Origin of the sequence: Staphylococcus sp. MZ3 (assembly GCF_018622755.1) — a bacterium.
Lineage (GTDB): Bacteria > Bacillota > Bacilli > Staphylococcales > Staphylococcaceae > Staphylococcus > Staphylococcus aureus.
Genome location: NZ_CP076026.1, coordinates 73,164 through 89,860, shown reverse-complemented (window position 1 = coordinate 89,860; position 16,697 = coordinate 73,164). Strand labels below are relative to the sequence as shown.

General features: G+C 31.4%; 18 protein-coding genes and 1 pseudogene. 2 read left to right on the top strand and 17 right to left on the bottom strand.

All coding sequences use genetic code 11. The features are described from left to right. Nucleotide 1 precedes the first annotated feature (1 nt). The 12 genes and pseudogenes from KI230_RS00410 to KI230_RS00360 form a co-directional block, all read right to left on the bottom strand. Complete coding sequence (locus tag KI230_RS00410) at nucleotides 2-1,180, bottom strand: M20 family metallopeptidase (RefSeq protein WP_001075809.1); 1,179 nt, start codon at nucleotides 1,178-1,180, stop codon at nucleotides 2-4. 149 nt (nucleotides 1,181-1,329) lie between these two features. Further along, nucleotides 1,330-3,567, bottom strand: coding sequence for a transcriptional regulator AryK (aryK, locus tag KI230_RS00405; protein WP_045177916.1), 2,238 nt, complete (start codon nucleotides 3,565-3,567; stop codon nucleotides 1,330-1,332). A gap of 96 nt (nucleotides 3,568-3,663) precedes the next feature. Further along, on the bottom strand, nucleotides 3,664-4,434 hold the full coding sequence (locus KI230_RS00400) for a tandem-type lipoprotein (protein ID WP_086095096.1): 771 nt from the start codon (nucleotides 4,432-4,434) through the stop codon (nucleotides 3,664-3,666). A 64-nt stretch (nucleotides 4,435-4,498) separates the two neighbouring features. Next, entirely contained in the window at nucleotides 4,499-5,269 is a 771-nt protein-coding gene (locus KI230_RS00395; RefSeq protein ID WP_001641276.1) for a tandem-type lipoprotein, read from the bottom strand. 64 nt (nucleotides 5,270-5,333) lie between these two features. Beyond that, nucleotides 5,334-6,101 carry a tandem-type lipoprotein gene (locus tag KI230_RS00390; protein WP_214958297.1) on the bottom strand — a complete coding sequence of 256 codons (768 nt, stop codon included), beginning with the start codon at nucleotides 6,099-6,101 and terminating at the stop codon, nucleotides 5,334-5,336. Between the two features lie 66 nt (nucleotides 6,102-6,167). Next, a complete protein-coding gene (locus KI230_RS00385) occupies nucleotides 6,168-6,938 on the bottom strand; it encodes a tandem-type lipoprotein (RefSeq protein WP_214958296.1) in 771 nt (256 codons plus the stop codon). A gap of 51 nt (nucleotides 6,939-6,989) precedes the next feature. Beyond that, entirely contained in the window at nucleotides 6,990-7,760 is a 771-nt protein-coding gene (locus KI230_RS00380) for a tandem-type lipoprotein (RefSeq protein WP_072384833.1), read from the bottom strand. Nucleotides 7,761-7,980: 220 nt separating this feature from the next. Then, nucleotides 7,981-8,967: a phosphatidylinositol-specific phospholipase C gene (locus KI230_RS00375; RefSeq protein WP_000710562.1), complete on the bottom strand. Its 987-nt coding sequence runs from the start codon at nucleotides 8,965-8,967 to the stop codon at nucleotides 7,981-7,983. 205 nt (nucleotides 8,968-9,172) lie between these two features. Beyond that, entirely contained in the window at nucleotides 9,173-9,655 is a 483-nt protein-coding gene (locus KI230_RS00370) for a hypothetical protein (protein WP_000714373.1), read from the bottom strand. Nucleotides 9,656-9,810: 155 nt separating this feature from the next. Continuing rightward, the gene (locus KI230_RS00365; protein ID WP_006191454.1) at nucleotides 9,811-10,548 is read right to left on the bottom strand and encodes a methyltransferase domain-containing protein; all 738 of its coding nucleotides are present in this window, start codon (nucleotides 10,546-10,548) and stop codon (nucleotides 9,811-9,813) included. Between the two features lie 27 nt (nucleotides 10,549-10,575). Continuing rightward, nucleotides 10,576-10,689 (bottom strand): annotated as a pseudogene (locus KI230_RS13885) (hypothetical protein); the annotation flags it as partial. Nucleotides 10,690-10,777: 88 nt separating this feature from the next. After that, nucleotides 10,778-11,332, bottom strand: coding sequence for a TetR/AcrR family transcriptional regulator C-terminal domain-containing protein (locus KI230_RS00360; RefSeq protein ID WP_045177911.1), 555 nt, complete (start codon nucleotides 11,330-11,332; stop codon nucleotides 10,778-10,780). 178 nt (nucleotides 11,333-11,510) lie between these two features. Here KI230_RS00360 and KI230_RS00355 point away from each other — a divergent pair, with 178 nt between their 5' ends. Next, on the top strand, nucleotides 11,511-12,425 hold the full coding sequence (locus KI230_RS00355; protein ID WP_000814441.1) for an alpha/beta hydrolase: 915 nt from the start codon (nucleotides 11,511-11,513) through the stop codon (nucleotides 12,423-12,425). A gap of 291 nt (nucleotides 12,426-12,716) precedes the next feature. Here the strand turns inward: KI230_RS00355 and KI230_RS00350 are convergent, their stop codons facing one another. From KI230_RS00350 to KI230_RS00340, 3 genes are all read right to left on the bottom strand, one after another. Next, nucleotides 12,717-13,319, bottom strand: coding sequence for a hypothetical protein (locus KI230_RS00350; protein WP_000908959.1), 603 nt, complete (start codon nucleotides 13,317-13,319; stop codon nucleotides 12,717-12,719). A gap of 207 nt (nucleotides 13,320-13,526) precedes the next feature. Next, complete coding sequence (locus KI230_RS00345; protein ID WP_025175432.1) at nucleotides 13,527-13,823, bottom strand: TfoX/Sxy family protein; 297 nt, start codon at nucleotides 13,821-13,823, stop codon at nucleotides 13,527-13,529. 48 nt (nucleotides 13,824-13,871) lie between these two features. Continuing rightward, nucleotides 13,872-14,075 (bottom strand): DUF6007 family protein, encoded by a 204-nt coding sequence (locus KI230_RS00340; RefSeq protein WP_000398680.1) that lies wholly within the window; start codon nucleotides 14,073-14,075, stop codon nucleotides 13,872-13,874. Nucleotides 14,076-14,383: 308 nt separating this feature from the next. Between KI230_RS00340 and KI230_RS00335 the strand changes: the two genes are divergently transcribed. Beyond that, complete coding sequence (locus tag KI230_RS00335; protein WP_000662030.1) at nucleotides 14,384-15,370, top strand: tRNA dihydrouridine synthase; 987 nt, start codon at nucleotides 14,384-14,386, stop codon at nucleotides 15,368-15,370. A gap of 107 nt (nucleotides 15,371-15,477) precedes the next feature. Here KI230_RS00335 and KI230_RS00330 read toward each other — a convergent pair whose 3' ends face one another. After that, nucleotides 15,478-15,951: a GNAT family N-acetyltransferase gene (locus tag KI230_RS00330; protein WP_000455976.1), complete on the bottom strand. Its 474-nt coding sequence runs from the start codon at nucleotides 15,949-15,951 to the stop codon at nucleotides 15,478-15,480. A 99-nt stretch (nucleotides 15,952-16,050) separates the two neighbouring features. Beyond that, nucleotides 16,051-16,635, bottom strand: coding sequence for a hypothetical protein (locus tag KI230_RS00325; protein ID WP_000426894.1), 585 nt, complete (start codon nucleotides 16,633-16,635; stop codon nucleotides 16,051-16,053). Nucleotides 16,636-16,697 lie beyond the last annotated feature (62 nt).

Sequence of the window (16,697 nt, the reverse complement as noted above, 5' to 3'; positions counted from 1 at the left end):
GTTAGTTATCTCCTTTAAGGTAATCTAAAACAACTGTCCCTACAGCTTCTGCCGAAATAAGTAATGATTTTTCTGAAATGTTAAATTTAGGATGATGATGTGGGTAAATTTCACCATCTTCCACAGCTGCACCTGTATAAATAAAGGCACTTGGACGTTCTTTAGCATAATATGCAAAGTCTTCTGAAGGTGGTTGTGGTTCACACATTTCAACACCAAAATCAAGGTTTGCTTCTTTCAACGTCTTAGCCACGTACTCAGTAAACTCTGGATCATTATATAATGCTGGATAATCATCGTTATATTCTAAGGTGCAAGTTACACCATACATATCCTCTAATCCTTTTGATAAACGTTTAATTTCTTTTTCAATTGTTGCTTTTGTAGCATCTGTTAATCCACGTACATCACCTTCAATTTCAACAACATCTTTAATGACATTGAATTGACCTTTACCGTCAAATGAACCGATTGTGACAACACCGGTTTCAAATGGACTTAGTCGTCTAGATACAACTGTTTGTAACGCTGTGACGAAGTAGCTACCTGCAACAATGGCATCATTGGCCATATGTGGTGATGAACCATGACCACCTTTACCTTGAACTTTCAATTTGAAGAATGCGCGTCCTGTTTGAACATAACCAGGTCTGTAATACACATTACCTGTTTTCATTGTGCTCATGACGTGTACACCTAATACATGATCAACACCGTCTAATACACCATTTTCAATCATTGCTTTAGCACCACCTGGTGGTACTTCTTCAGCTGGTTGATGTATCACAACGACTTTTCCTGTAAAACTATCTTTCATTTCAGCAAGCGTCTCTGCTAATACAAGCATGTATGCTGTATGTGCATCGTGACCACATGCGTGCATAACACCTTTATTTTGTGATGCAAAAGATAATCCTGTATCTTCAGTAATGGGTAATGCGTCAAAGTCTGCACGGATTGCTAATGTTTTACCAGGTTTCCCCGAATCAATCGTTACTTTAATTCCACGTGGTCCGACATTCGTTTCTACTTCCACATCTTTACCTTTGTAAAATTCAGCGATGTATTTCGCCGTTTCATCTTCATGAAAAGATAATTCTGGATGCTGATGTAAATAACGTCTGATCTCAATCATTTTGTCTTCTTTAGATTTTAAAGCTTCAATTAATTGTTGATTCATATCCTTCATCTCCTTAGTTACATCATAAATGATTAATCATTATTTATATTGCCAACAACAGAGATGTTAACCATTAATTTTTTGCAATTTTAACTTTGAATATAAAAATCACAAATTCTGCATATCAAAATTTGTGATTTGTGATCATTTTATGAACTTGGGTAACGTTTTACTTCAATTAAGTGAATCCCATTCGTAATCATTTTAATGTTTAATGCCAGTGTGTCCGTGATATCTATATCATATACTTCTAATTTCGGAAAACTCATTCGATTAACGTAATCTATAGAGTCCTTGTCCATGCCATGTATCGTATGATGTTTGCGCCAAAGATTAAATAACGCACCATTTTCTTTATCTAAGGTAAAATGTTTAACCTTATACATACCGTCTTCTAGGGCATTAATGTTCAAATGAATCATTTCCGTCGCACGCATATTCATTTGATTGTCCAGCGCTAAGTACGGATTAAAATGCTTTGCATCATATAACAATATTTGAAAATTTGAATCAGTTCCCGTGACAATACATGTATCATCAGAATACAAAATATTGCTTGTTAATTTATTAAATAGCAATGCCGTGAAATAGACCGGACGTTTTCCATTATATTGATGAAACAGTTCAATTGAATTCATATAATCGCGTTCATTTCTACAATGACTGACGTGCAAATCATAGTTCAACCAATAACCGATACCCTCTACTTTAGAACTTAATTTTAATAATTGCTCAATGATGATACCACCTCTAAAATATTCGCCGTTTGTAATAAATGTATCACCCGTCAATGTATTCCAATTGAGTAAAATGAGTGGACGCTTTAGGCGATGACGATGCATTAAGTCGATAAGGTAATTCGTTTTATTAATAATCATTTGACTCGCGGTTTTAAATTCATCATCATTCATTTTATTAAAATCAACAGCGTCATTTGAATTGGCATCAAATACAAAATGGTCGATGTGTGGCTCAAGTCGTTTCAACAATGGTAGATGTCTTTCCGTAGCTTGATCTAAGTGAATGTACAAGCCACCATTAGGGAATAATGCTTTAAAATAATCAATCATTTCAATCAAAGACGTGTGCAATGTCGTCACATACAAGTTGAACTTCAAATCTTTTCTATGACTGACATGCAGGGCAACGTGATGGATAAAAATTTTAAATGCATCGATATAATCACGTGAGTCATACTGATCCAAATGCATGGTCAAACTAAAGTTATGATCTAATAAAAAGTCTAAACACAAATCAATATCATAAAATATATTCGAAATTTCTGCATCATATGTGAATGGCGCATTGAGCTTTTTCATGATATATGGAATCACATCATATGCTAATACTTCATTGACTTGAAAATCATGATGACATGTAAGCAACTGTGATTGATACTGTGTATTGAGCAAATTCCTCAAATAGCCCACTTGAATAATATGATTAAATTGATTTAGTTGTTGATTAGTTGGTTTAAAGGCAATCTCTTTATAGTTCATCTTTTCAATATCTTCAATGAAATGATTCATTTCTTCAATGTAGTCATTTAAAAGTAATATCAATTCACGGTCGTGATAATCATGTTGTGCCGATTGCTGGTTTTCAGTGATTGCTGGACGATCACCTCGATATTGTTTAGGTGTTTGATGCGTAAAGTGTTTAAATGTTCTCGCAAAGCTCGCTGCACTTGAAAAGCCATTTTGCAATGCAATATCAGTAATGGTTTCATCTGTGTATGTTAAATCGAGTTTCGCATGCTCAATTCGCGTCGTATTTAAGAAATGCTGGAATCCTACACCTAGCGATTCTGTAAACTTTTTAGACAGATGGCTCTCTGACCACCCAACGTATTCGCTTAATTCTGAAAGGCTTAAATCTTCATGAAAATGTAACTCGATATAGTCGCATACTTGATTCACTTTATCATCATTTAAGATACTTTGGTTCGAATGATATGTACGCGGGACATAATGAATCATATGCATAAGCAACTGAATGACAAGTTGTTGCTCAGTCAATTTAGACAACTCATTATGTCGGATATGTGTTGAAACCAGTCTTGCCATTATATTTCTCAGTTGATGTATATTCTTTGTTGTGGTCGCATCTGTTAAGTGAAAATATAGACAATGCGCATCATCAAACTTGTCTGCTAAATATTTCATTTGGAATTGGATATAACATATGATGCCATCTTGTTGAAGTTGAAATCGATACAAGTCGCGGTGGTTAATAATGAAAATGTCGCCACTGTTGCATTGCGTCATATTATTTTCATCATAAATATGTGCCTCACCTTTAATAACAAAACCAATCATTAAACCATTGAGCCTTTTGAAATCTGGCATGCTTTCAGTTTCTACTCGAATTAAATAATCACGTTGCATACTATCCCTCAATTCAGTAATATGAATACGTTTATTTTACATTATTTTACAGCAATATATTTGAAATTCGTGTTGAATTGTGTGGGAGGCAGGAGGTTATTTATCCTCACTCGGTTCAAGATGTAGACTATCACTAAAGTATATATTTTCACCTTTTTTCTCCACAAAAGTAAATTCAATATCTTTATATCCAACTGATGAGCCTTTTAAATTACCTGTACCTTTCAACAATAACTTTGGTGCTTTATTCGTTGGTATATTATATCTTTTTCTTAATTGTTTTACATTATAATCATCATTAGTTAATTGATATTTGGCTGAATAACTCGGTACCTCTGGATTGTATGAAATATCTCCATCTTTGTACTTCGACAAATCTTTAAAATCGCCGTATTGAACAAAAAACTTAAAGTTTTCGATTTCTTTTTTTATTTTTTCGTCTTTGATATCTTTAGTTGGTATAATTTTATTGCCGACCATTTTAACGGGATATTCTTTATCTTTACTCTTAGGTCTACCATCTTCATCATGAAGTGTTTCACTCACTATATACTTCCCGGTTGTAGTCTTAGTGTTTCTATTCATATATAGAACCATACCTTTTGATTTCATACGTTCCCCTTTAGGTTGAACAACCATTTCAGAATTAATAATCCATGTGCCTTTATCGTTTTTATCAAATTGATCATCACGATAGCCTTCTTTATCGTATAAATCCTCTAGATTTTTAATCGGATACATACTCAATGTTTTTTCAAAACTTTTCTTTATTTCCGCTTCTTTACCTATGCCACAACCAGCAGTGATACTAATGACTAAAAATAAGAAACTAATACCTAACACTAATTTATTTAAACGTTTCATCACCTTACAACTCTCTTCTTTTTATTTTGTTTCCTTGAATCGATTTCATACTCTTTATTAGTCACGATTATTCATCATTACTCGGTTTAAAATGTAGGTTAGCTGTAAAGTAAGTGTTTTCTCCTTTTTTCTCTACGAAAGTAAATTCAATTTTTTTGTATCCAACTGATGAACCATCTAAATTTCCTGAACCTTTTAACAATAACTTTGGAGCTTTATTCGTCGGTATATCATATCTTTTACGTAATTGCTTTACATTATAATCATCATTGGTTAGTTGATATTTTGCTGAATAAATCGGGGCTTCTGGATTATATGAAATATCTCCACCTTTATACTTCGTCAAATCTTTAAAATTGCCATACTGCGCGAAAAACTTAAAGTTTTCGATTTCTTTTTTTATTTTTTCATCTTTGATATCTTTAGTTGGAATGATTTTATTGTCAATCATTTTAACGGGATATTCTATTTGATTATCCAGAGGTCTGCCATTTTCATCCTTCTTTATCGCATTAACATAGTAAAATCCTTTTGCACTTCTTGTATTTCTATTTAACTTCAAAACCATACCTTTTATATTTAAGGCTTCTCCCTTTTTCTGAATTGCCATTTCAGAACTAATAGTCCATGTTCCTTTATCATTTTTATCAAATTCGTCATCACGATAGCCTTCTTTATCGTATAAATCCTCTAGATTTTTAATCGGATACATACTCAATGTTTTTTCAAAACTTTTCTTTATTTCCGCTTCTTTCCCTGTACCACAACCAGCAACGATACTGATGATTAATATCAAAAAACTAATGTACAATACCAATTTGTTTAATCGTTTCATCATTTCACAATCCTATTTCTTTTTATTGTTTTTCCTGGATCGATTTCATAATTTGATCGAATCATGATTATTTATCCTCACTTGGATTAAAATGTAGCCCATCACTAAAGTATATATTTTCTCCCTTTTTCTCTACGAAAGTAAATTCAATTTTTTTGTAGCCAATTGATGAACCTTTTAAATTCCCTGTACCTTTCAACAATAGCTTTGGTGCTTTATTCGTTGGTATATTATATCTTTTTCGTAATTGTTTTACATTATAGTCATCATTAGTTAATTGATATTTTGCTGAATAACTCGGCACCTCTGGATTGTATGATATATCTCCGTCTTTGTACTTCGACAAATCTTTAAAGTCGCCATATTGAACAAAGAACTTAAAGTTTTCGATTTCTTTTTTTATTTTTTCAACTTTAATTTCTTTAGTTGGAATGATTTTATTATCGACCATTTTAACCGGATATCTTTTTTCGTTATCACGATGTATACCTTTATCTTCTCTTTCTATAACATCAACATAGTAATAGCCATTTGTTGTTCTTGTATTTCTATTCATATATAAAACCATGCCTTTTATATTCATATCTTTTCCATTAGATTGAATCGACATTGACGAACGAACAATCCATGTTCCCTTATCATTTTTATCAAATTGATCATCACGATATCCTTCTTTATCGTATAAATCCTCTAGATTTTTAATCGGATACATACTCAACGTTTTTTCAAAACTTTTCTTTATTTCCGCTTCTTTCCCTGTACCACAACCAGCAGTAATACTAATAACTAATATCAAAAAACTAATGTAAAATGCCCATTTACTTAAACACTTCATAACCTTACAACTCTCTCCTTTTATTAGGTTGTCCTGGATTGATTTCATATTCTGGTTAAAAGATGATTATTTATCCTCGCTCGGTTCAAGATGTAGACTATCAGTAAAGTAAATATTTTCATTTTTATTCTCTAAAAAAGTAAATTCAATTTTTTTATATCCAACTGATGAACCTTTTAAATTCCCTGTACCTTTCAACAACAGCTTCGGCGCGTTATTTGTTGGTATGTCATATCTTTTACGTAATTGTTTTACATTATAATCATCATTAGTTAATTGATATTGAGCTGAATAACTCGGCACCTCTGGATTATATGATATATCTCCATCTTTATAATTCATTAAATCTTTAAAATTGCTATATTGCGCAAAAAACTTAAAGTTTTCGATTTCTTTTTTTATGTTTTCTTCTTTAACTTCCTCAGTAGAAATGAATTTATTATTAATCATTTTAACTGGATATTTTTTTTGATTATCCTGAGCTACTTCGTATTTCTCCGTCTTTATTTCATTAGTATAGTAAAATCCTTTTGCACTTCTTGTATTTCTATCTATCTTCAAAAGCATGCCTTTTATTTTTAGAGCTTCTCCTTTATTTTGAATTGCCATTTGAGAATTTACAATCCATGTTCCCTTATCATTTTTATCAAATTGATCATCTCGATAGCCCTCTTTGTCATATAAATCCTCTAGGTTTTTAATCGGATACATACTCAACGTTTTTTCAAAACTTTTCTTAATTTCCGATTCTTTACCCATGCCACAACCAGCAGTGATACTAATGACTAAAAACAGAAGACTAATACCAAGCACTAATTTATTTACACGTTTTATCATTTCATCACTCTCTTTTTCCGGGATTGATTTCATATTCTGATTGAGCCATGATTATACATCTCCGCTTTTTTTATAATCTAAGCTATCACTAAAGTATATATTTTCTTCTTTTTTCTCTACAAACGTAAATTCAATATCTTTATATCCAACTGATGAGCCTTTTAAATTCCCTGAACCTTTTAACAATAACTTTGGAGCTTTACTCGTCGATATATCATATCTTTTGCGTAATTGTTTTACATTATAATCATCATTAGTTAATTGATATTTAGCCGAATAACTCGGCACCTCTGGATTATATGAAATATCTCCGTCTTTATAATTTTTCAAATTTTTAAAGTCGCCATATTGAACAAAGAACTTAAAGTTTTCGATTTCTTTTTTTATTTTTTCATCTTTAATTTCTTTTGTTGGAATGATTTTATTATCGACCATTTTAACCGGATATCTTTTTTCATTGTCGTGCGGTTTTCCTTCATCCTCGTCCTTAGTCACATCGACATAGTAGTAACCATTTGTTGTTTTGGTATTTCTATTCATATATAGAACCATGCCTTTAGCTACCATATCTTCATTATTAGGTTGAATAACCATTTCAGAATTTATAATCCATGTACCTTTATCATTTTTATCAAACTGATCATCACGATAGCCTTCCTTATCGTATAAATCCTCTAGATTTTTAATAGGGTACATACTCAATGTTTTTTCAAAGCTTTTCTTAACTTCCGCTTCTTTACCTATGCCACAACCAGCAGTGATACTAATGACTAAAAACAGAAAAATAATGCCTAACACTAATTTGTTTAATCGTTTCATCATCTTACAACTCTCTTCTTTTTAAAATGATTTGTTTTTGTTAATTACATATATTTATCAATTTATAACTCTTTTTCACTTTAATATTATCAAAAATTCCATAAACAATCTGTTCAATTTATAATATTGTTGAATCATTACTTATTTTCAAAATAAAAACGAGTAGTGAAAATAATTAGAATCTAACTATTTTCATACTCGTCTTAATATCATTATTGAATCCTTATTTATTACTATCTATAATTTCGCTTACGATATCATCATATCCAGGCCACGTATATCCTGCATAGTCAACAATCAGCCAACCCGTTCTAGCTTTCCCATTTGCTTTAATCGTTTTTGCAATTTCAGGATTTATATGTGACGCATAGTTATAAGTACTATTAAATGCGCTGCCTCCAGACGCTACACTCAAGAAATTCACATATACATTGTCTTTGTTACTATCCGTTTTAGCTTTAGCCAATAAATTTTTAACAGCTTCAACTTTTTTATCATAGTAATCTTTATACTCATCTTGTACTTGTAAATTTAAGCTACCATTATTAATTTTCGTTTCAAATGTCGCGTTATCTGCCCATTGAATGCCAGACGTGTCAGCACCATAACCACTTTTTATGTATGTACCACCCATTCTATTGAATAGGACAATTTTACCTTTCGTTTCTTTTAAAGTAGGATTCGCATTACTTCCTGTGTAAAAAAGATTCTGATATTGCGGGTTATTATAATAATATTCTCTAAAAATTTCTTCAAATGTCTTCGTAACTTTAGAATCGCTATCGTAGTCCTTTTTCATAGACATCACAATTGTTTCGTTTGGATAAGCACTCAAGTAATATTTAGCATCATCGAGAAATTTTCCTAATTCATGATGCAAATAAACCATGCCGTGATGGACTGAAATCATATTATCAGCACTTGCTCTACCTCTAATATCAAAAAACCTGACTCCTGACTTCATTTGAGTAAGGTAATCTTTATCTTGAGTCTTTGCCCAAACCGATTTTACTGGATCCTTTAAAGTGAATGAGCCACTATCATGCGAACCCGGTATATTAATCTCAGTTAAATGTTTGCTTTCATCAAGTTTACTCATCCAATTTTCCGGACTTTTACTCAACGAATCTGACGCATGTGCTGAATGATATAAACCACTCATCACTACTAAAATGATACTTAAAAACAAAGTCTTAATACACTTTTTCATAACATCAACTTCTTTCTATATTTAATACATTAATTATACATCTTTTTTAAATAAAAATATGTGTAAAATTTTAAAACTTATTTAAACAATATTTAAGCGTATTAATTATAGAAATTAATGACGTATGATTCAAAACTCTGGAGATAGTTCTTTACATATATAAGTAAAAAAAGGAGCTAGCTTTATAATCGCCAGCTCCTTATCGTTATTTTTTATCTTCCATTGTGTAACATACGAGGCCAAATATAATACCACCTATGCTCCAAACGATTAAATCACTTCTAGTATTTCCTAAGTCAGTGAAACCGTATATATCAGCTACAGTACCTGCTGTCAGCGCCAATGATGTAAATAAAATTGCTACTAAAATTGATTTTAGTTTAACGAAATCCTTACTATTTTTCTTATTTTCTTTATCTTTGCCACGCTTAACATCGTACGCTTTCAAGAAACGCAGTCCAATTAGTGCTTCAATTAAAATCAAAACGATGATGATTTGAGTGGTGATTGATAGTTTAGGCTCCAAAATGTGAATGAATATGTTAGAAATTACTAACGCAAGCAAAACGAGCATTGAATATGCATATAAAATGATAAATTTTGCCCCTTTTAATTCTTCAGTTGTTTCATTCTTGTCTGTTTGAGATCCACTTATTGCATTTAATATCCAGTTGTTAAATTTCTTCATTATTCAATTTTGCTCCTTTTAAAATGTATAAATTGCTCGATAATTAAGTATCACTTGATTAGCCTATAGAAATGCTGTTATTTTCAAAATCCATTAGTAACTTCACAAGTTAAAACAATGGCGATGATAATATGCTGCTTTCAGCGTTTTTTAAACTAGGCTTTTCCGATAATTCCAAACGCCATGTCACGTATAAATGCACACTGATTGTTTATTGCTTCTTGTTCAAGGTTTGATTTAAATTCATCTAGTGAAAAATCATCATTAATGACACCATGTGCTTTCATTCTTGGTAGCATTACATCTACAAGCCATGCTAAATCATTGTCCATTGATGTTTGAATCACTACCTCTGCAAAATAATCTACAACATGCATTCCATTATTATTAAACAAATTATATAAATTTTGACCGATATGAATATTGCCACCTTCTTGCTTCACTGTTTCCCAAATCCATTGAATTGCTGATTGATGTAAAGATAGTGTATCTGCACCAACACCTGCGTTAATAGCATCACTTTCTTGAAAACATAATATACCCTCAGGTTTTAAAATTGATTTCAAAATTTGTAAACACTTTTCAGCATCTGGTAAGTACATTAATACTCTTCTACCAACAATCGCATCAAAATGCCCCATAGTTTCTGGCAATTGATATATATCAGAAGATTGATATGATACATTGTTATATTGATTGTTTTCATTTGCGATTTTAAGTAATGACTCATTCACATCAACACCGACGACTTCACCATTCGTCCCCACACGTTTTGCAATTAATTGAGTGACCTCACCAGTCGCACAACCTATATCCAGTACACGCATGCCTTCTTCAATTTGAGCTCTGTCTAATAGCTTTTCTATAAAATCATTTCTATTTTGCATGAACATAACTTCCTCTATATACTTTTTTGTATGTTATTGAACATTTCTTTCTTTAAAAATCGTCTCATAAAATGGTTTTGTCTGTATTCTTTGCATGTCGCCAATTACATAAAATTCTTTTTTAGCTCTTGTCACTGCAATATCAATTCATAAAACTATTATAATAAAATTCTTTCAAGAAGTGACATACTATATCTACTTCACACAATTATATTTCAAAATAGACAGCTTAGTTTTAAATTAAATCGTACAAAGATAGTAGGCGCGACACCTGCAATGTTATTTTTTCTTGTTCTTCTGTATTTTCACTACTGTTTAGATAGATATCTAGTAGTCCGATAATACCGTTACTAATAAAATTAATATATAAGTCGTAGTCTAAGCCTTTTTCAGTAGCAACACGTGTCTGAACTTTTTTCTTAAATTCTTCTTCAATAAAATGAAGCAGTTTTTTCTTATAATTTGAAGCGTTGTTGATATTAAAAATTTTCATAAAAAATGTTCTATTATTTTCGAAAAACTCAAACCATAACTGTGTGCCTTCTTGGATACCCAGACTCTTTTTGGCTTCAGAAATTTGCTCAAGTTCTATCAATTTTTCCGATACTATTTGATCTAGTAAATCATATTTATCAATATAATGCAGATAAAATGTTTTTCTGCCAATTTGCGCAAATTCAGTAATTTCTTTAATCGAAATAGTATCAAAATCTTTTTCAAAAAGTAAGGTCATAAATGCCTTTTTAATACTAGCTCTCGTTTTAACAACACGTAAATCCCCAACATTCATAATAATACTCCTTTCTTTTAAAACCCATTTTTATAAAACTGTGTATTAAAACACATATGTGCTTCCTTGTTAATTGAATTGTACATTTAAATACTCTAGTATGGCATTATACACACAAGAGTAATAAATATCTACAACAAATGAATGACTTATATAAAAAGATGGAGGCATTTAATCTATGAAACAATCAGTTAATTTTAAAAGTAAAACAAATTTATTAGCAGCGAATTTATATACACCAGAACAATTTGATGAAAGCAAAAAATATCCAGCAATTACAGTTTGTCACCCAGGTGGCGGTGTTAAAGAACAAACTGCAGGTATGTATGCAGAGAAACTTGCGGAATTCGGCTACGTTACGGTTGTATATGATGCATCACATCAAGGTGAAAGTGAAGGCTCTCCTAGATATTTAGAAGATCCATTTGCGAGAACAGAAGACGTTAGAGCTTCAGTTGATTATCTTACAACATTAGACTTTGTGGATAATGACAGAATTGGTGCGCTTGGCGTTTGTGCAGGTGGTGGATATACAGTAAGTGCAGCAAGAACAGAACGTCGCATTAAAGCACTTGCAACTGTAAGTATGGTAGATATTGGCGCTTTATTCCGTAAAGGTCCTGGCGATGTAGTATCAATAGATGATCAACTGGCATTTATGACACAAGTTGCAGATCAACGTACAGCTGAAGCAAATGGTGCAGATTATGGTATCACTGGCTATGTGCCTGAAGAAATTGATGATTCTATGCCTGAAAATTCAACAATGGTACAAGGGCATGATTATTATTTAACTGCACGTGGTCAACATAAAAACGCACCAAACAAACTATTATTAAGAAGTTTTTCAGAAGTATTAACATTTGCGCCATTCACATATATTGATGAATTGTTGACACAACCATTCTTAGCAATCGCAGGTACAGAAGCAGACACGATTGAATATAGCGTTGATGCTGTTGAAAAAGCAGCAGGCGACAACAATGAATTATATAAAATTGAAGGTGCATCACACGTAGATTTATATGATATTCCAGAATACGTAAATCAAGTGTTACCAAAACTTGAATCATTCTATAAAGAAACTCTATAAAAACAACATGCGGTAGTGTGCATTGAGGCGGACGATTTAGTCCGCCTTTTTTAGTGCGTAGAAATATTTTGTAGATGGACTTATTATTAGATTATTGTTTGAAAAAGCATGTAATTAGAATGTCTGTTTTTAATTGCGATGAAGATTGTGGCGTTAATTTTTTACTTTACAGATACTTTCGATAGGATTTCAGCTTCACTTTTATTTTCCACTCACAAATGTTTCTGCTTCTTCATTTGCAACTAAATTTGAACACCAAAAAAGAGCACTCCTGAATGAGCACTCCCTTAATTATCTTTCCATTATATTTGTATTGTCGACGGTTTCGATTTCTTTATTTTTATTTGTAGCTTTTTTCGCAACAATTAACAACGTTGAAAGTACTGCTAAAGCTAAATAAGCATAACCGCCCGCTTGTTTCATTACAAAACTACCGTAATAGTATCTTACGCCACCTTCGTCCATATAAATTTTCGTAGTGTGAACCAAAACTAGAGATAAGCCTAGACAAATTGACAAACCAATCGTAGTGTAAACCATGTATTTTTTAAATGTCTGTTTTTTCTTTTTTTGCTTATAAAACGGTAGAAAACATAATCCATATGGCATTAAAAAAATGATACCTGCAATACCAAAGGTAAGTATGACAAGCCAAAAAAGAAACGCTGATACTATATAATATAGATAAAATTGAGAAATACCCGCCGTAGCCAAGATTAGAAATAAAAAAGTAGTAGCGAATTTATATGTCTCACTTACTTTATTAACTTGGTTTAAAAAGTTATCGATTGCTTTATTCTTTTTTGAAATATGTACTATACCTTCTATAATCACCCAAATAATACCACCAATAACTAGCAAAGCAAAAACTGGGGTTACAAGACTAATTAACATATCGTTCACCTGCTCACCTCTATTTTCAAATAATTGTGATTGAATTGAATCATTCTAGTTTTGTAAAGTTACTTATTCAATTTATTATATTTATTAACTCTATCATAGCAAAAATACTGTTTGTGTATAACAATAAATCGAGATACTCAATAATTTGATAATATGAAATTGATACTTTTCAAAATAGTTGAGTATGGCAATTTATGATTAGTTTTTCAAATCATTTTTTATGAGCTCAAATAAATTAGTGAGATTTATTGCTTCGGTAATGTCTGGAATTAATATCATTTCTTTGGCACCTGGATATGGCGAAACTAATGTATTATCTTGCAATTGATGACGTGCACTTTTAGTCGCCTTAACCAATAATCTATTATCATACAAACCACCTATAACCACGCCATCATAATAAATAATATATTCTCCCATCATCTTTCTTGTCTTAACCGCGTTTGAATTCACATGATTTAAAAACAAATCATTTATATCTTTTTCAGTAGCCATTGTAATCGCTCCTTCAGTTTTACGTTTAATCACATTCGTATTAATGAATCATTTCGTGTTGCTCTTAATTTTATCTATAATTATATGCGTAGTTAAAATCAAACCTATGGAAAAGAAAATAATGATAACAATGTTAAGAAATATAGTTATAAAATTATAGTTTGGAAGGTATGCGAATAGCAGAAACATAGGTATCGCAAAAAATAAATCCCACCAACCTAAACTTTTTAAAGAATGCTTTAAACCTTCCATAATATCACCTTTATAAATTTGTCTTTGTTATAAGATAACTAAAAAATCGCTTTACTGTAAAAGTAGCCAAAGAAAATTCTGAATCATATTCATAAGTAGTGTATCATTAATAATGAACAATTTAATACGATAATCCTTGATCTTTGTATTGATCAACTTACCACAACATTTATTTTAGACTACTCTTAGACTTCCCTTTCAAATGGTTGCATCTATTGAAATTCCTTTTGTATAAGTTAGGCTTTTGTGGTAATATCATCATGCATAAAAAATCGAGATACTAATTATAAAGAGGGTATAAATATATTATGAAAGAAAATTTTTGGAGTGAATTACCACGTCCATTTTTTATTTTGGCACCAATGGAAGACGTTACAGATATCGTCTTTCGACACGTTGTAAGTGAAGCAGCTAGACCGGATGTGTTTTTCACTGAATTTACAAATACTGAAAGCTTTTGCCACCCTGAAGGCATACATAGTGTGCGTGGACGCTTAACTTTTAGTGAAGATGAACAGCCGATGGTCGCTCACATATGGGGAGATAAGCCAGAACAGTTCCGTGAAACGAGTATTCAATTAGCTAAAATGGGCTTTAAAGGCATAGACTTAAATATGGGATGTCCTGTAGCAAATGTTGCTAAAAAGGGTAAGGGTTCCGGCTTAATCTTAAGACCGGATGTCGCTGCCGAAATTATTCAAGCAACTAAAGCAGGTGGGCTTCCGGTAAGTGTTAAAACACGCCTTGGCTACTATGAAATCGATGAATGGAAAGATTGGTTGAAGCACGTCTTCGAACAAGACATTGCCAATTTATCTATTCATCTTCGTACACGTAAAGAAATGAGTAAAGTAGATGCACATTGGGAATTAATCGAAGCTATTAAAAATTTACGTGACGAAATTGCACCAAATACATTGTTAACAATTAACGGTGATATTCCCGATAGAAAAACAGGACTTGAACTTGCAGAAAAATATGGCATTGATGGCGTCATGATTGGTAGAGGCATTTTCCACAATCCATTCGCTTTTGAAAAAGAACCACGTGAACACACAAGCAAGGAACTATTAGATCTATTGAGATTACATTTATCATTGTTTAACAAATATGAGAAAGATGAAATACGACAATTCAAGAGCTTGCGAAGATTCTTTAAAATCTATGTGCGTGGCATAAGAGGCGCTAGCGAACTTCGCCATCAATTGATGAACACACAATCAATTGCAGAAGCACGAGCACTACTAGATGAATTTGAAGCCCAAATGGACGAAGACATTAAAATAGAATTATAGTATGAGTAATAAAGGTTGAGGAGGAATTTAATGTTCCTCCTTTTTTGTTTGTGTTAAAGTCTTTTAGGTATGAACTAGGGTGATTTAAAGCTGAGTGTATTTATACATTACAAACATTTCCTCAAAACAATTTCATCTCTAATTTCAATGCCATTTTTATCAATTGTAGGAATCGACGGCTTTATTTTCCTAGCTTCTGTTACAGCATCAAAAATAACGTCTGTGATTCTATATTTATTTTTTTGATAGAAATAGAGTGCCTTAATATTTTCATTTGTAGTAATAACACGGATACTTCTTTTACTCATATCTGAGGCAATTATTTCAGCATAATTAAGTAAATGACTACCAATACCCTTGTTCTCTACAAAACTATCTAAAGAAATGATTTCAATGTACTCATCATAAACTTTATACGTTAGTAGCCCCACAATATCATTATTTTTATAGGCAACAATACATGGCAACTCAGACAAAATATAACTACCTGTTGAGACTACCATTTTATTATCGAAATTTTTTTCACTTAACAAGATAGATAAAATATTATTACTCATTTTGTTGTAAGATTTATATTCCAAAATAAGTCACTTCTCTCTGTTAAAAATCCTTATTAGTAATTATTTCTGTAAATTAAACAAAAGTTAAACCTATTTATTCTATAATAATTATTAGATTTTCTACTTTAAAAACACCCCTAAAATTGTAATAATATCCGAAGCGAAGCTAGCTATACTAGAAGATGATTTTGCAAATCTTTTCAAAACTGATAAATCTTCATGAGTGGGTGCCATTTGATTATTAAGAGTATTTTGAATATTATTAACAGCAATCATTAAGTCCACGTTACTTATATCATTTAATTCTTCTTCGTATATGAACTTCTTTGCATTTATTGAATTAATAGTTTCTGCATATATATTTATCTGATTCGCTTTTTTGATATCTACAGAGTTAGTATTTATATCAACATTGGTTTTTAATAATGCTACAGCATGCAACTCTATTGTATTATTAAAATATTTATTATAAAACCTTTCGAATCTGTCATTGCCTTTGTAATAAGACTGAAACTTGTAGCATTGGTAATCATTACCACCAAATTCTAAAATGTATTTTTGATTAATTACATAATTCAGCACATCGATTAGTTCTTTATCTTTTTTGCTAATTGGGTTAAATTTCAATTTTATGGTCAACTTATTACTTTCTATTTCCACATCTGTTCTATATTTTTCTATTACTTCAATTACTTCATTTTCCAAAGACAAACAACCCCTTTTTAAACTTATATATTTTAAAAACACAAATATAGAAATTTTTCACT

Excerpts from the sequence above, each read along its gene's own strand:
- KI230_RS00410 (WP_001075809.1), bottom strand. The coding sequence starts at position 1,180 with ATGAATCAACAATTAATTGAAGCTTTAAAATCTAAAGAAGACAAAATG.
- aryK (WP_045177916.1), bottom strand. The coding sequence starts at position 3,567 with ATGCAACGTGATTATTTAATTCGAGTAGAAACTGAAAGCATGCCAGAT.
- KI230_RS00395 (WP_001641276.1), bottom strand. The coding sequence starts at position 5,269 with ATGATGAAACGATTAAACAAATTGGTATTGTACATTAGTTTTTTGATA.
- KI230_RS00390 (WP_214958297.1), bottom strand. The coding sequence starts at position 6,101 with ATGAAGTGTTTAAGTAAATGGGCATTTTACATTAGTTTTTTGATATTA.
- KI230_RS00385 (WP_214958296.1), bottom strand. The coding sequence starts at position 6,938 with ATGATAAAACGTGTAAATAAATTAGTGCTTGGTATTAGTCTTCTGTTT.
- KI230_RS00380 (WP_072384833.1), bottom strand. The coding sequence starts at position 7,760 with ATGATGAAACGATTAAACAAATTAGTGTTAGGCATTATTTTTCTGTTT.
- KI230_RS00375 (WP_000710562.1), bottom strand. The coding sequence starts at position 8,967 with ATGAAAAAGTGTATTAAGACTTTGTTTTTAAGTATCATTTTAGTAGTG.
- KI230_RS00370 (WP_000714373.1), bottom strand. The coding sequence starts at position 9,655 with ATGAAGAAATTTAACAACTGGATATTAAATGCAATAAGTGGATCTCAA.
- KI230_RS00365 (WP_006191454.1), bottom strand. The coding sequence starts at position 10,548 with ATGTTCATGCAAAATAGAAATGATTTTATAGAAAAGCTATTAGACAGA.
- KI230_RS00360 (WP_045177911.1), bottom strand. The coding sequence starts at position 11,332 with ATGAATGTTGGGGATTTACGTGTTGTTAAAACGAGAGCTAGTATTAAA.
- KI230_RS00355 (WP_000814441.1), top strand. The coding sequence starts at position 11,511 with ATGAAACAATCAGTTAATTTTAAAAGTAAAACAAATTTATTAGCAGCG.
- KI230_RS00350 (WP_000908959.1), bottom strand. The coding sequence starts at position 13,319 with ATGTTAATTAGTCTTGTAACCCCAGTTTTTGCTTTGCTAGTTATTGGT.
- KI230_RS00345 (WP_025175432.1), bottom strand. The coding sequence starts at position 13,823 with ATGGCTACTGAAAAAGATATAAATGATTTGTTTTTAAATCATGTGAAT.
- KI230_RS00340 (WP_000398680.1), bottom strand. The coding sequence starts at position 14,075 with ATGGAAGGTTTAAAGCATTCTTTAAAAAGTTTAGGTTGGTGGGATTTA.
- KI230_RS00335 (WP_000662030.1), top strand. The coding sequence starts at position 14,384 with ATGAAAGAAAATTTTTGGAGTGAATTACCACGTCCATTTTTTATTTTG.